This window comes from Bacillus sp. M13(2017), from assembly GCF_002218325.1.
Taxonomy (GTDB): domain Bacteria; phylum Bacillota; class Bacilli; order Bacillales; family Bacillaceae_G; genus Bacillus_A; species Bacillus_A thuringiensis_K.
Map to the genome: position 1 here is coordinate 19,958 of NZ_KZ268510.1, position 17,346 is coordinate 37,303.

Sequence of the window (17,346 nt, forward strand, 5' to 3'; positions counted from 1 at the left end):
TGTTATACACGAATTTATGAGACTTTTAGAAAACTAATAGTGTACAATTTCAAATAATATTTCACTTATTTACATGTGCTAATAAGAGCATTTGTTTAAAATTCATTTTTATACTCTTTACCAATTCATGAATATGCGGTTTCTCTAACATACTCAGATGGGAACCTGGCACTTGCAAAGCGTATACTTCCCCTGATGTATATTCATTCCATCTGTTATAATCTACTAGTGGGTGAATGTCATTAATAGATGCATTAAATAGAAAGATATCTGCTTTTATTTTTTGTTTACAATTATATTTTAGGTATGCATATCTATTAGCTATCATTACTTTTAACTTATTCATCATTGGATCTTCAAAATTTTGCTGACAACTATTTTCATTCAATGTAAATTTTTTCAGTAAAGATTCTATTAATTGTTCTTCACTCATTTGCTCAAAACTAATTTTCTCAATCCCTAACTGATCATTGAATTTTTCCAATTCTTCAAATGCATTCCTAATATTTAAACTAAGAATCTCCTTACCTTGTTCAATAGGATGAACATCAAGTAAACCTAGAAAACTAACTTTATCACCTAGTTCTTCTAATTTTCTAGCCATTTCAAATGCAACTATCCCTCCAAAAGACCATCCTAATAAGGTATATGGCCCTTCCTTTTTTACTTGTTTAATCTCTTCTATATATCTTACGGCCATTTCCTCTACAGATAAGTTTGGAAATCTATCATCATCATATCCTATAGATTGTAACCCATATACAGTCTTATCCTCTCCTAATTCTCTAGCCAAATCATAATAGTTTAATATACCCCCGCCTTGCCCATGAACAATGAACCATTGACTATCCTTGTTTGTTCCATTTTGAATTGGAATTAAACACTCACTGTCTATTCCTTTATTCCTACTTATTACATCACTTAATTGTTCAATAGTAGCCTTTTGAAATAATAAACTTAATGGCAGTTGCACATTAAACATTCTCTTGATATTTTCGAATAACTTTAATCCCTTAAGAGAATGACCACCTAATTCAAAGAAATTATCATTTATACCAATATTATTTACGCCTAATATACTACTCCAAATATCAATTAAACTACTATCTATTTCATTTCTTGGTGGTACATAATTACTATTGCTCATTGTATTTAGCTTTGGTAACTTGCTTCTATCTATTTTCCCATTTTGTGTTAATGGTATATTGTGAATTGGTATGAGTTGTTGAGGTATCATATAATGCGGTAACTTTGTTGCCAAATATGCTCTTACCTCTGGAATACTAATATCTTTTTCGGTAACTACGTATGCACATAAATACTTTTCTCCATCTTCATCTTCTTGATCTATTACTACGACCGTTTTGACTGTCTCATATTTTAACAAACTCGCTTCTATCTCACCTAGTTCTATTCGATATCCCCTTATTTTTACTTGATGATCCACTCGGCCCAAGTATTCAATGTTACCATCAGGTAGCCACCTTGCTATATCTCCTGTTTTATATAGTTTCTCACCAGGTTCAAATGGATGATCAATAAATTTATCTGCTGTTAATTCTTTTCGATTGATGTATCCTCTAGCTAACCCTATGCCAGAGATACATATTTCACCTGGAACACCTATAGGTTGTATCCTATGAAATGAATCCAATATATAAATTTTAGTATTTAACAATGGTGAACCTATCGGTACGTTTTGTGTTGTAATTTCTTTATTACTCTCATATCGATAAGATGTACAACAAACTGTAGCCTCTGTAGGTCCGTATCCATTTAATATTTGGAGGTTCCCCCTAAATAGATGATCGTATTTTGCGAGTAATTCTGTTTTAATTGGTTCTACTCCCACAAGTAGCTTATTTAACACTATCTTCTGGTTATCTCTAACAAAATAATCATATATTTCATTTAATAAAGTAGGTGGAATATATGATAATGTAACCTGTTCCTCAAGAATGACTTGCACAAGTTTTGATACGTCAAACTTCTCACCTTGATAAATAGTCATTCTTGCGCCATATATCAATGGGACAAATATCTCAAAAATAGTAACATCAAAAGAAATACTACTTGAGAATAGAACGTTATCAGTTATCCCTATATCTTGAGAGAAATCTTCATACATTGCACACAAAAAGTTAGTCAAGGATCGATGTTCAATCATTACTCCTTTAGGTTGTCCTGTAGAACCTGATGTATAAATAACATACGCTAAGTTGTGAGGTTCTATCATCATGTGCATGTCTTCTCCTGGTTCTTCTTCAAAAGACATATCCATTAGATCTATTACATTACCTTGGAATTCTATCCCCTTTATAATAGAGTTTTGATGTACTAATACATGTGAACACCCACTGTCCGTCAGCATATATTCCACTCTTTGTTTTGGTAAGTCGGTATCAATTGGTAAATACGCCCCACCTGCTTTTAAGACACCTAATATACCTATAACCATCTCGATGGAGCGTTCCATCATCACACCAACAATGGATTCTCTCTTAACTCCTTGGTCTAATAACCTTCTCGCCAACTGATTAGCTTTTATATTTAATTCATTATATGTAATTCTTTTTTCATTACATACAACGGCTATTTGATTAGGGTTCCGTTTTACTTGTTCTTCAAACATTTTATGCACTAATAAATGATTAGAATTTGAATTCTCTTTTTTGTTAAATTGATTCATAATACAATGTTCTTCTATAGATAACATATTAATATTACGCAATCGTACTCTAGGGTTATTAGTTACTTCCTCAACTATATTTGTAAAATGTACCATTAACCTTTCTATTGTCTCTGCTTTAAATAACTTAGTACTATATTCTACTTTTAAATGAATGTTATTATCTATTTCCGTTGCTACTAATGACAAATCAAATTTTGAAACTGACTGCTTAAACGGATACGGTGTAAATTCTAATTCACCAATAGATATTGGATTCATATCCATGTTTTGAAAAACAAACATGGTATCAAATAATGGATTTCTACTTGTATCCCTATGCAAGTCTAAACCTTCTAATAGTTCTTCAAAAGGATAGTCTTGATTTTCATAAGCTTCTAATGTATTGAGTTTTAATCTACTCAAAAACTCAATAAACTCATCGTCATTTTCTAGATAATTTCTCATTACCAAAGTATTAATAAACATACCAATCATATGATTAGTATCAGAATGAGACCTTCCAGCAATAGGCGAACCTACAATAATGTCTTCTTGACCTGTGTATCTAGATAAAAGTATGTTATAAATGGCCAATAAAATCATATATGGCGTGGTACCAGTTTCAGTTGCTAGCTTATTTACTTTAAAAGTTAAATCTGTTCCCAAATTAAAAGAACAAACATTACCTTTAAAGCTTTGTATAGTCGGTCTTTGAAAATCGGTTGGAAAATTTAAAACCGGGAGTTCTCCTTTTAAAGTTGTTAACCAATAATTCTTTTGTTCACTAATTAGATTCTTATAGTAAGTTCCATTTTGCCACATCACATAGTCTTTGTACTGCACTCTCAATTTTGGAAGTTCATTTCCTTTATACAATTCTACAAACTCTTTTATTAATATCCCCATTGATAAACCATCAGAGATTATATGATGCATATCTACTACAAGGATATGTCTTTCTTCTGCTATCCTTAAAAGCAACACCCTTAATAATGGAGCTTTTGATAAATCAAATGGACTTATAAACTCATGTATTAAATAATCCGCATCTTTTTCATTTACATGAGCGTATTTAATATTGAATTCTACATTAGGCTCAATTTTCTGCACTAATTCTCCATCTAAAATTTGAAAAGAAGTTCTTAATATTTCATGTCTTTGCATTAAAGATTGAAATATATTTTCAAACTTATCTTTACAAATATCCCCTTCTACTTTAAGTATTGTGGGCATATTATAAGTTGTATTTGTACCATCTTCGAATTGATCTACTATAAACATTCTCTTTTGTGACGTAGAAGCTAAATAATAATCTTGTTGTTTTATAGGTTCTATGGAAATATAATTACTTTTTTCCATTTCTAATATACATTTTGAAAAATCAATCAAAACAGGAAATTTAAATAGGGTTTTAATAGATAATTGCACATCAAATTCTTTATTAACAATAGAAATTAACTTAGCAGCCTTTAATGAATGACCACCTATCTCAAAAAAGTTATCCTGTATTCCTACCCTTTGAATTCCTAAAACATCTTTCCAAATCTCAACTAATTTTCTTTCTGTAGAATTTGTCGGCTCTATATGACTAGATTTTAAATTATAAATAGGTTGAGGTAATTTTTTTCTATCTATTTTTCCGTTTTGTGTTAACGGTATGTTTTGAATGGGTATGATCTGTTGAGGTATCATATAATATGGTAACTTTGTTGCTAAATATGCTTTTACCTCTGGAATAGAAATATCTTTTTCGGTAACTATATACGCACATAAATACTTTTCTCCACTTTCATCTTCTCGCTGTATTACTACGGCGGTTTTGATTGTCTCATATTTTAACAAACTTGCTTCTATCTCACCTAGTTCTATTCGATATCCCCTTATTTTCACTTGATGATCAACTCGTCCCAAGTATTCTATGTTACCATCAGGTAGCCATCTCGCTATATCTCCTGTTTTATATAGTTTTTCACCAAGTTCAAATGGATGATCAATAAATTTATCTGCTGTTAATTCTTTTCGATTGATGTATCCCCTAGCTAACCCTATGCCGGAAATACATATTTCTCCTGGAACACCTATAGGTTGTAGCCTGTGAAATGAATCCAATATATAAATTTTAGTATTTAACAATGGCGAACCTATTGGTACGTTTTGTGTTGTAATTTCTTTATCCCTCTCATATTGATAAGATGTACAACAGACTGTAGCCTCTGTAGGTCCGTATAAATTTAATATTTGGAGGTTCCCCCTAAATAGATGATCGTATTTTGCGAGTAATTCTGTTTTAATTGGTTCTACTCCCACGAAAAGTTTATTTAACGATATCTTCTGATTCCCCCTTACAAAATAATCATATATTTCATTTAATAAGGTAGGTGGAACATATGCTAACGTGACCTGTTCCTCAAGAATGACTTGTACAAGTTTTGGTACATCAAACTTCTCACCTTGATAAATAGTCATTCTTGCTCCATATACCAATGGGACAAATATTTCAAATATAGTAACATCAAAAGAAATACTACTTGAGAATAGAACATTATCAGTTATCCCTATATTTTGAGAGAAGTCCTCATACATTGCACACAAAAAATTAGTTAAGGAACGATGTTCAATCATTACCCCTTTGGGCTGGCCTGTAGAACCTGATGTATAAATAACATATGCCAAATTTTGAGGTTCCATCGTTATCTGCAAATCTTCTACTTGTTCTTCTTCAAAAGGAATATCCATTAGATTTATTACACTACCTTGGAATGCTACTCCCTTTATAATAGAGTTTTGATATGTTAGTACATGTGAACACCCGCTGTCTGTCAGCATATATTCCACTCTTTGTTTTGGTAAATCGGTATCAATCGGTAAATACGCTCCACCTGCTTTTAAGATGCCTAATATGCCTACAATCATCTCAATAGAGCGTTCCATCATCACACCAACAATGGATTCTCTTTTAACTCCTTGGTCTAATAACCTTCTCGCCAACTGATTAGCTTTTATATTTAATTTCTTATATGTAATTTCTTTTCCATTACATACAATCGCTATTTGATTAGGATTCTGTTTTACCTGCTCTTCAAATAATTGAGGAGCTGTTACAGTCTCACAAAGTAATGTTTTATGAACTCTAGTCGTATGATTGAAATCATATAATATTTGATTCTTTTCTGTTTTAGACATTACATCTATATCCATTGCAGATTTATTTGGATCTTTCATTAATATATCTAAAATATTATATAAACGATTAACTATTCTACTAACTAATCCTTCACTATATAAAGTAGAATTGTAATCCACTTGAACCTTTAACTGATCTTCATTTTTCATAAACCTAATAACCATATCAGAGTTTATTTTATCTGTACTCTCATAACAATGAATATCATCTAACATTACTATTGTATTTAATACGGGAAGATTATTACTCTCTCCATCTAGACTTAATAATTGAGTAAGTTTATTAAAAGGAAAATGACAATGTTCATTTGACTCTAAAATTGTTTCTTTAATTTTATATATTATTTCTTTGAAATTATCTTCTTGATTTATTTGAGTACGTAATAATAAAAAGTTGTTTTGAAAAACCGTCTCTTCTTGACCTTGCTTAAAAACTGGCATTCCAATTACTACATCATCCCTATCGGTATATCTACTTAAGAGATATTTCACACCTGATAATAAAATAGTGTACAGTAACATATCAGAATTATTGCTAATTGCTACAGCTCTCTTCGCAATATCCGATGGGAATTGACAATAATAACTTTCTTTAGAAGCCTGAATATTACTTAAAGACAGACAATCACAAGGAAATCTACTTAACTCAACATCACCTGATAACTTGTCTAACCAATATTCTTTTTCTTTTTTAAATTTTTCACTAGATAATAAAACCTGCTGGGTAAATTTATCAAGCATTTTTTCTTCCCACCATTCTCTATGATATTGATACTAAATACTACATATTTAGTGGTTATGTTCCCCATAGACCCATCCGTTTTATCATGAGGGGGCACAATCATACTCGTCATTGGGAGTTTTCTTCCTCGGTAATAAAACTCCCAATGACGACCAATTGGATTGCTACTTTAGCGATAGAAGTTTCAACATAAAGCATAGAAATGCACTTTCCTCTTACTCAGATACATCCCCTTAATTTTTTTACTTCACAGATTTTACCTTATCTAATATTTTCATAATTAACTCGCCGACGATGTCAGCTTGATGTAGTAAAAACATATGACCACCATTAACTGTTAGAAAATGAACCTCATTGCCCCATCCTACCCACTTCTTAGCCCCTTTTACTGTATAATTGGAGTCTGTTGTTCCACTAATAATGTATAGAGGCGCTTTCAACAATGTTGTGTCATTATTTATATAATTCTCAATGGCACGAAAGTCTGATCGAATAACTGGAAGGATATAATTTAAAAGCTCCTGATGTTGTAATACTTCATCCGGTAATCCTCCCAAAGACTTTATATAATCTATAAAGTCTTTATCATCTAGATGATTTGTTTTTCTTCTTATTTCCGGTGGATTCATAGCAGAGATAATAACATTTTTAGGATTTATGCCCTTACTTTCTAAAATCTGAGCCATACGGTGAACTATAATTCCTCCCATGCTATGGCCAAATAATGTAACTTCTCCCTCTAAAATTGGTTGCATCTCCATTAAATATAAATTAACAAGATCATCTATGTTATCAACTAGTGGAGAAAGATTGGGACCATGGCCTGGGGGATCAAATGAAATAAGTTTTATATCTTTCGGCAAATAATTCTTTAAAGGTAAAAAAGAATTCGAATAGCCCCCAGCATAAGGAACACAAACCAAATATTTGTTACTATTCAATCCTGGCGATAAATCTTTCATTAATTTTCTCAAGTGACTTCTCCTTTATTAAATAAAATTTTCATCAAATAGTTGTTTAGTCAAACAAATTATCAATTTCTTCATCACTAAGGTTTAAGGTTTCAAAATCTGATGAAGTAAATTCTTTTGTTTGCATTTGACAACAGGATTGGATATATATCTGTAGTCGTTCTAGATAATCTGAAAATAAATTTTCTACAAAATTCTTTTGAAAATGACTTGTACTAAATGTCACATGAATTTCTAAGTTTTTATTCTTAACCATGGCCACAATATCTAATAATGCAGTAATATGATTATCTTTTGATCGTTCACTGCCACTTTGATAATCAACAATAGTAAACCATCCATCCCCGAGAGAATTATCTATCTCTCCTAAATAGTTAAAACGAATTGTATTTTGAGTTAAATCTTTGCAAGAAGGAAACCTCTCTTTAAGAATTCCATATCCAATTCCCTTATTAGGTCTTTTACGAACTTCTTCTTTAACACACTTTATTTGATTAGCAATATTATGCGAAACTTGTAATACAATAGGATACATCGTCGTAAACCACCCTACTGTACGTGAAATATCAAGATGCTCAAATAATTCCTCTCGACCATGACCTTCTAACTCAAATTTAATTTGATCTTGGTTTGTATATTTACCTAAATTTTCTGTCAACACAGCAAGTAACAACTCCATTGGCTGTGTATTGTAAGGTAGATTTGCAGTAGTTAATAGTTTTCTTGTATCATCTGCATTCAATGTAAAGGTAAGAGTAGTACAACTTTCAACAGTACTATTTTCCTTTTCTCTATTAATTTGAAAATTATTATCTAGCGTGTTATCTATGGATTCCCAATAATCTAATTCAGCACGTACTAAATTAACTCCTCGACTATTTAAAGCTTCAGACCAATCTTGGAAAGAATTAGTTTTTAATGGTAGCGATGGAACTTCTCCTAAATACAAGCTATTCAAACATCGGTTTGCATCTTCAATTAAAATACGCCAGGACACAGCATCAACAATAAGATGGTGTGCAGTTAATAACAACAACTGTTGATCATTTGAAAGCTGGAATAAGGCCCCTTTAAATAATGGTCCTACATTCAAATTTAAACTTCCTTTTACCTCTTCACCTTTTATATGAACCTGATTCAAAGCCATTTCAATTGGAATTCCAGACAAATCAAACATGGTAACCTTAGAATCAACAATGGACATATCTTCGTCATAATAGAAGTAATCCTGCTTATCCTCATACCTTAGTCGTAACAAATCATGATGATGCATGATCGTATTTAACATCTCATTAACATATTCTTCTTTAACCGGCTTCTTCAAAGACAGTAATACCGATTGATTCCAATGATGCGGGTTTTTAAACTGTTGATCAAGGAACCAACGCATAATAGGAGTAGGCTCTACCTTTCCTGTTACCAATGTTTGTGAGACTGTAACATCTTTTTGTTTAACTAACATTGCTGCCAATTCACTTACAACTGGATAATTTAGTACATCTTTAACTCTAACTTTCCATCCCAGTTCTTGTAATCTAGCGCTCACTTGGATCGCTTTAATAGAATCTCCACCTAAATGATAAAAATTACTATGCAATTCGATTCTATCAGTCTGTAATATTTCCTTGAGAACTTCACTAACCATTCCAGTAACATCTTCATCTACTTCTTCTAAAAGAGTATGGTTAGAACCGTTATTTAACATCGGATCTGGCAACGCTTGACGATCCACCTTTCCATTGATAGTAAGCGGTAGCCGATCCATATAGATAAAAAATGAAGGAATCATATAACTTGGTAGCATATGCGAAATAAAGCTGCGTATTTCTATATTTTGAACACTGTCTTTCAAAACAATGTAAGCAACTAGATGGTTTGAATTATCCTCACCTTGCCAATTCACCACTACTACATCTTTAACAGACTTGTGTTGTAACAGTGCATTCTCAACTTCCCCTATTTCAATACGATATCCTTTAACTTTCACTTGAGAATCCATCCGTCCTTGATACTCGATTAATCCATTTGGCAACATGACAGCTAAGTCACCACTTCGATACATCTTCTCACTCGAAATAAATGGATTGGATAAAAAACGTTGCGCTGTTAAATCCGGACGATTTAAATAACCTTTAGCTACCCCATCACCCGATATATAAACTTCTCCTTTTACACCAATAGGAACCGGCTGAAGATTCTTATCCAATAAATATATTTGAACATTATCAGCTGGTGTACCAATTGGTACGGATGCTCTTCGATCTAGATCTGGATCATAACGATGAATCATACATCCAACCACAGTTTCAGTTGGTCCATATTCATTAATTATTTCAACTTTACCGCTAAAAAGATCATATATCTTTTCGGCTACTGAGGTTTTCAAATCCTCTCCACCCACAATCAATCTGCGAAGAGATGAAACTCTTGGGGGTGAATAGTTATTTAACAATGCTAAATGTGAAGGCGTAACTTTCAACACTGTTACTACATTTTCCTTTAGGATTTTTGACAAAATAAAATCATCTTCATTATCATGATATATTACTAACAATAAACCACTTATTAAAGGAGTGAATATTGAAGTTACTGTTAAATCAAAAGAAACGGATGAATATAATGCAAAAACATCATTTTCACTACTAATATAGTTCTTTTTAGCCCAGGAAATATAGTTAACCAATCCACGTTGAGTAATTACAGTTCCTTTAGGATTCCCCGTGGTTCCAGAGGTATAAATTATATATATTGGATCATTTGGTGCAGTTACTAGGGTTAGATTGGCATTATCTCCTTCATAAAGTTTCTGATCACATATATTAATTTTCTCACCTAAATATTCTAAATTACCCTCATTTGTATAGTCAGTTAAAAGTAATGTTGTGCCGCTATCATTCAAAATATAACGAATTCGGTCCTCTGGGTAGGAAGGATCTATAGGCAAATATGTACCTCCAGCCTTAATAACTCCCCAAATTGCAATTACTATCTCAAGTGAATGTTTAGCTAGTATACCCACGACTTGACCATTTTCGACTCCTTTATCTCGTAACTTTCTTGCTAACTGATTAGATTTCTTATTTAATTCAAGATAAGTCATTGATCTATCAGCATGTTGGATTGCTATTTTTTCTGGTGTCTGTTTTACTTGTTCTTCAAATAATTCTTGAATAGTTTTTTCTTTCGGATACACAACAGCTGTATTGTTAAATTTCTCTAACATAAACTTTTGTTCATCATCCGATAACAAAGATAATTCTTTTATTGATTGATCTTCATTACGTAAAACTTGTTCTATTAAAGCTAAAAACCTCTCATGCATACAATTGATTTGATCTTCTTCAAAATCCGCGACTTTATAATCATATTGAATTTCTAAACCTTCATCTGCCCATTCCTTAATAACTAACTGCAATGAATAGGCTTGGTAGCCACTATAAAACTCCACGTTTTCTAAAGAAAATCCATCGATAGTATTTTTAAGTTTTGTATTATAGTAATTCACACTATATTGAAATAAACCATCGTATCCTTTACTAGTCAATTGCAAGTCTTTTACCAATAAGTTATAAGGATAACGCTGGTGAAATAGACATTGTTTTATTTCATGATTTACTCTTTTAATGAAAGATAGAACACTCTCATCTTCATCCACATTTAACCGTAACGGCATTGTGCTAGTAAACATACCCACTATTTTCTTTTCTAGTACGCCGGAACGGTTTAGTACAGGAGATCCAATAATTATGTCTGATTGATCATACATTTTATGAATATAAATAAGCATAAAGGTTGAAAATAATGTATTCATAGATATTCTATGTTTTTGTATAAAAGACTGTAGTGCAACCGATTTTTCTTTTTCAATTAAAAATATCTTTCGTTTCCCTTCTAGAGAATGAGATGTTTTTGATAAAAAGAAATCTGGTAGATTCATAAATTTCTCATTCCAATAATTCTTATTTTTTACGTATCGAGGGGATTCCAGATATTTCTCCTCTGCTTGTAAATAAGACAGATAAGTAGATTCAACCGTATCATTTATATGCTCATCATTCTTTAACTTAGAGTAAAAATCGATAATTTGACTCGTCATAAGTTGGATTGTCCAACCATCAGCTATAATATGATGAAACTTAACAAAATAGGAGCTTTCTACATCACTTATTTTCAAGAGCACAAATTCAAACAGAGGGCCTCCTTCAAGTGGAATTTGTTTTTGAAATTCATCCTGAGCCCATTTTCTAGCTTCTAAACTTGGATTATGGTGATTAGAAAAATCAATTAAACGTATTGGTGTAGGTTCAAATGGTGATATATATTGGTGGGGTTCTCTATGTTGTTGAAAAATCCGTAGACGTAAACTATCATTTTTCTTAATGAATAATTGAATTGCTTTTTCTAAAATTGTAAAATTAATTTCCCCATTAATAAGAACCATCCCTCCGATGTTATACATAGATGTGTTTGGATAAATTTGTTCATTATACCAAACTCTTTTTTGTGGATGCGTAAGAGAATGCTTTACAATTGTTTGTTGCATATTTCCACTTCCCCTCTATCCACATCCGTTGGTGTTTCCGGAAATTGTATATTAATATAGTGAGGATAAGGATTTATATTCTCAAGATTATGTTCTAAAATTAATATTCCATTTTCGTTACTAGTTTCCTTAAATCCAGCTAATCGGTACGTAACAAACATCATACGGTTACGGTCAGTCTGTCGAAACTCAGCCAAAAAGCGTTTACCTGCCTGTTTTGTTCTTTCCATTAGATATGTGAGGAGTATAGTACCAACGCCACGGGACATTACACGACAAGACATGAGAAGAAGTTTTAGGCAGTCGGCTTCCTCCGTCCTTTTTACAAGTGTTAAACCAATCTTCCCATAGGAGCCATATTTATCTGATAACTCACAAACTAATAATAAATAATCTGGATGATTACGATAATAGTTTAATTCATCATAATCATAGGTAATACCAGTCGAATTTAATTGATTCGTACGTACTGTTAACTCCTCTGCACGCTGCAAATCTTCCTCACGAGCCTCACTAATTACAAAATTCATCCCAAGTGAAGCTAAAAATTCTTCTTTTGGGCCTTCATATTCTTCTTCATCCTTCGTTCTCTTAAGATTTTCTAAATACATCAGTCTTCGACGACGTGAGTCTTCTGTAATTCTTTTTGGTTGTAGTCGTGGCAAGTCTAATAACGACTTATATTCATTTACATGTATACACAGGATATCATTGTGAACACTCTGTACTTCCTCTAATTCAAAAGGTTGGTCATCAATGAACGCAAAAGTATCAATACCTATGTTTAAATTTTTACTAATTTTCTCAATGGAACTAGATTTAGAGTTCCAATGAATCTCTAGATATAAAAAGTACTCTTCTATTCCAAATTCCCGTAATTTAGCTATTGCATCTTCGTAATTATTTTTACTAGCAACTGATTGCAGTATTCCACGTCGATCTAATTCACATATAATTTCATAAATTCCAGGTTTTAAAGTAACTGTACCACTCTCTAATAAAACACCATCCCAAATTGTACAATCTAAGTCCCAAACAACACATTTAATTTCCTTACTCATGATAATGCCTCCTTTGTTTTATTCATTTTCACAGTTCCCATCTCCATCACTATAAGCTTATCTGCTAAATGAAAATATTGATCGTCGTGAGTAATAGCAATAATACATTTACCCTTCGCTCGCATTTGAGGTAACAATTCTTCATAAAAGAAGCGTCTATAACCAGGATCTTGATCCGCTGCCCATTCATCAAATAAAAGTATAGGTCGATCTTCCAAATACGTAACCAGCAATGCCAACCTTTTCTTTTGTCCAGTTGATAGTTGCGTAGTAGTAAAACGCCCATTCTCAATGCCAACCTTGTCACTCAGTTGGAGAAGTTCTAAATAGTGATCGATTTCTGCTTTCATTCCTTCTGTATTAATTCCATATAGCCTATCAAAAACATGAAAATCACTAAGGATAGCTGAATAGTATTGATTCAATTCCTCTGGAGCTATTTCTTTTCCATTTAATAAAACGTTACCTTCATTAGGTTCATATAACCCAGTAATCAGTTTTGATAAAGTAGATTTTCCACTCCCATTACCACCAGCAATAAAGACTATTTCTCCAGAATTAAACTCCATGTCTATTGGACCAATACCAAAACCAGTAAAATCTCCATCTTTATTCTTATACTTATAACTTACATTTTGTAGCTGCAAACAAATTGGCACATCTAAGTACTCTTTTGTTGTCGCGATTTGCTCATTTGCCTTTATATGATCTACACTCTTCACCATTTGTTGAATACGTTGCCAAGAAATACGTACATTTACGAGCTGAGGGATACCGCCCAGTATTTCATTAACTGGACCTGTCATATACAGAAAAACAATTACATAGTTACTTATCGTCTCTTTCGGCATATTAACAAAAATTTCTGGAAATACAAAAACTACAATACCAATAACAAAAATGAATAATAGTTCTCCCAGAACAAACACATTTGCAAATTTAATATCTCCTATCGTTCGTTTAACACGATAGTTATTACAGCTTTCATTCATAACTTCTCGAAAATCGTTTCGTTTTCCAGTATGAAGCCTAAGCTCTTTGAAACCATGCCTTAGATCACCAATCAAACGAAAATATACATTCTGAATATCTCTTGTTTCATTCCAAACTTTATCTGCTTGTCGTCCGATCAGAGAATATACCCCTGCAGTAATAAAGATGATACACAAGGATAGTAAAAAGGCATACATATTCATTACACCAAGATAGAGAAAACAAAATAGTAACGTTAATAAACTTGTTCCAGCAGTAACTAATAGATTGAGAGAACGAGAGATTACTTCCGTATCGTTATTTAATGTCGCCTCTATTCGACCCTTCTCAATCAACTCCAATTTGTAATAAGGAGTCTGTAACAACTTATCTGTTAATTCCATCCTTTTTTCATAAACTAGCTCGTTTGTATACGATACAATGCTAGTTCTAATAATACGTTGTGAAAAGACATACATAACGATTCCAAGTACAAAGTAAAATAACAAGCCATTTTCCAAATTATTCGATCTAACAAACGTTTCATTAATCACAAAAATGAGAAAGGCATTACCAAATCCTGATATTAGCCCCAAAACTATTAATGTCAAAAGCGACTTTCCCTTTTGTCTTGGAAAACACAGATTTAAGAATGTATGGATAACATAGGCCAAACCCACCCCCGCAATTGCATATATTGCAAGTACAACAGTTGAAGGAGCCCAAACTTTTATAAATGCCCACGGAAGCCCTCCAAACAAGAGATTTGGTAGTTGATAGAGTGCATAAATCATTAGCCCATATATCGCAACAACTAATACCATATGTAACCATGTTTTTCCCGTTGGTAATATAAATTTTCTTTTTCTAAAAATAATCTCTCTTATTAAATGAAATAACATGACCAATAACGTTAGTAAACACAAAGATGAGATCACAAATAAGGCTGTTCCTATTTGATCTGTTTTCTTATATTTATCATAGAGTAACGGTTTAACTTCTTTATCTATCATCATATTTAAAAGACTGCTACCGATATAGTAAGTGTAATTACTATTGAGATTTGCTAATACTACGACCCCTATCTGTTCCTCATCACGGAAACCAATATACGATGAATAATTTGGGTTACTTCCACCATGTGAAATTTCCCCTCCACCACTTTGATAGACCTCCCATCCAGCTGCATATGAAGCTCCATTGTTATCTGGGGCAACCTTTCTATTCGCTTTATGAGAATCGTTAATCAATTCCTCCGGAAACATCCTAGGCTTTTCAACCCCAAGCTGTAATTTTAACCATCTTTCCATATCATTTATATTTGAAATAAAATATCCAGCCGGTGTATTCCCCCTATAATTAGGAGCGTCATAGGGTAATGATTGTAAGAAATTACGCTTGTAACCTTGGGCCATGTTATCTAATGGGGCCATCTCACGTCCAGCGTATGTACTCAATAAATCCAACTTTGATAGCACATGATCTTGAACATATCTTTCAAATGATTGATTAGTTGCCTTCTCGATTACTAAGCCTAATAGATCGTAGTTAACCGTAGAATATTCAAAACTGCTACCCGGCTCTCGGTTTAGTCCTATTGGCATAACATTTCTAATCGTTTTCTCAATAGAATCTTTGCCATTGGTTATAGGGATATATCCAATGGCCTTTTCTGGTATTCCACTAGTATGGTGTAATAAGTCATAAAGTGTAATTTCATAAGGTTTGCCTTTATACTCCATTTCAAACCATGAAACATATTTAGTTAAAGAATCACTAAGTTTAATTTTCCCTTCTTTTTCCAGATGCAATACAGCTAATGCCGTAAAAGCTTTTGAAGTAGAACCTAGCTCGAAAAGCGTCTCATTCGTAACTTGACGTTTTTTGTCTGTATCGGCATAGCCATAATTCTTCTTATAAATCGTTTCGTTTCCTTTTACAATTACTACTGAAAGTCCAGGAATACCCGCTTGAGATATTTGTTCTTCTATATGCTTCTGTATTTTCTTCTCATTAAACTGTACCGTTTCCTGTGCTTCCACCTGTCGATAAGGGAGTACTATTAAAGTCATTAAAATGATAAACTTCAACCATATGTTTAACTTCATATTTTTAGCCCTCTTTTAGTTAACTTGGATTAACTTTTCAATTTTCTTTTTAAATGGTTGCACAACATTTTGACCAATACGTTCAATTTCATGCTCACTAATCTGAGAAGTAATAAGAAAATAATTTGCCCCTATTTCCCAAAAATCAGTTAACGTCGAGATGACTTCCTCATAGCTACCAACTATAGAAATTGAATTAGATGGGTTAACTAAACTTAGACCTCCCCAAAGATGATCATCTATCCACATACTATCTTTTGTAATTAAATCTTTGTATCGGCGAAGTCCAACAGAATCTGCATTATCTAAAAATAGCTTAGTCATCCTCTTTAAGGCTGCTGGTGTTCTCTCAAGTAATTCATATGCTTCTTTATATGCTTCTTCCGAAGTCTCACGAGCAATGATGTCTACTAAAATAGCACCTGGAATTTTCTCGCGCCCATATTGCTTAGCGTAATTATTAACTGTTTGATAGTGTTCTCTAAGACTTTTGCGGTCTGTTGCATAAAGTATATAAGCATCACCATACTCTGCAGCTACTCTCATTGCCTCCTCGGAGGACCCCGCTACAAAGTAGCGGGCACTTCGAGAGAGATCTTCCTTTGGATAAATATCACTATTTTCTACTTGATAAAACTCACCTTTATAGCTAGTTACTCCTCGTCTTAATTGTTGTAACAGCTCAATATATTCTTTTGTCCTAGCATATCGAACATGGTGCGGTTCTGGTAATCCATCACGCGCAAGGACAAGCGAGGCACTTCCAGTTACAATGTTAATATCTGCACGATTACCAATTAAACTATTTAAAGTATTCAATGCTTTTGCTGTTACGGTAGGAAGCATCTGGTTTGTATTTTGCGCAACCAAAATCTTTACAAACTCCGTATTCATTCCAATCATAGACGCTGCTATCATTGGATCAACAGATGTTGGTGCAATGGAAACCAATACCGAGTCAAAGTTATTCTTCTCAGCTCTTTTAGCTTGATTAACATATTCCTCTAGAAGTTCTTTTGTTTGTGGTGTTGGAATAACAGGTAATCCCCAGCAAAACTCAACTTTTGACGGAACTACTTCTTTATTAATCATGTT

General features: G+C 32.8%; 6 protein-coding genes. All 6 read right to left on the reverse strand.

Going from position 1 to position 17,346, the window contains the following annotated elements; all coding sequences use genetic code 11:
- Window positions 1-61: 61 nt before the first annotated feature.
- On the reverse strand, window positions 62-6,595 hold the full coding sequence (locus CGQ22_RS21620) for an amino acid adenylation domain-containing protein (RefSeq protein ID WP_089149298.1): 6,534 nt from the start codon (window positions 6,593-6,595) through the stop codon (window positions 62-64).
- 243 nt (window positions 6,596-6,838) lie between these two features.
- Complete coding sequence (locus tag CGQ22_RS21625; protein ID WP_254704115.1) at window positions 6,839-7,570, reverse strand: thioesterase II family protein; 732 nt, start codon at window positions 7,568-7,570, stop codon at window positions 6,839-6,841.
- A gap of 43 nt (window positions 7,571-7,613) precedes the next feature.
- Window positions 7,614-12,110 carry a non-ribosomal peptide synthetase gene (locus tag CGQ22_RS21630; RefSeq protein WP_089149299.1) on the reverse strand — a complete coding sequence of 1,499 codons (4,497 nt, stop codon included), beginning with the start codon at window positions 12,108-12,110 and terminating at the stop codon, window positions 7,614-7,616.
- Window positions 12,092-13,171, reverse strand: a complete 1,080-nt coding sequence (locus CGQ22_RS21635) for an HAD-IIIC family phosphatase (protein WP_089149300.1) — start codon at window positions 13,169-13,171, stop codon at window positions 12,092-12,094. Before CGQ22_RS21635 ends, CGQ22_RS21630 begins: the two co-directional genes overlap by 19 nt.
- A complete protein-coding gene (locus CGQ22_RS21640) occupies window positions 13,168-16,251 on the reverse strand; it encodes a cyclic peptide export ABC transporter (protein ID WP_089149301.1) in 3,084 nt (1,027 codons plus the stop codon). The genes CGQ22_RS21635 and CGQ22_RS21640 overlap by 4 nt, the downstream gene beginning before the upstream one ends.
- A 15-nt stretch (window positions 16,252-16,266) precedes the next feature.
- Window positions 16,267-17,343, reverse strand: a complete 1,077-nt coding sequence (locus CGQ22_RS21645; protein ID WP_000608549.1) for an LLM class flavin-dependent oxidoreductase — start codon at window positions 17,341-17,343, stop codon at window positions 16,267-16,269.
- Between the last annotated feature and the right edge of the window lie 3 nt (window positions 17,344-17,346).

Excerpts from the sequence above, each read along its gene's own strand:
- CGQ22_RS21620 (WP_089149298.1), bottom strand. The coding sequence starts at position 6,595 with ATGCTTGATAAATTTACCCAGCAGGTTTTATTATCTAGTGAAAAATTT.
- CGQ22_RS21630 (WP_089149299.1), bottom strand. The coding sequence starts at position 12,110 with ATGCAACAAACAATTGTAAAGCATTCTCTTACGCATCCACAAAAAAGA.
- CGQ22_RS21635 (WP_089149300.1), bottom strand. The coding sequence starts at position 13,171 with ATGAGTAAGGAAATTAAATGTGTTGTTTGGGACTTAGATTGTACAATT.
- CGQ22_RS21640 (WP_089149301.1), bottom strand. The coding sequence starts at position 16,251 with ATGAAGTTAAACATATGGTTGAAGTTTATCATTTTAATGACTTTAATA.
- CGQ22_RS21645 (WP_000608549.1), bottom strand. The coding sequence starts at position 17,343 with ATGATTAATAAAGAAGTAGTTCCGTCAAAAGTTGAGTTTTGCTGGGGA.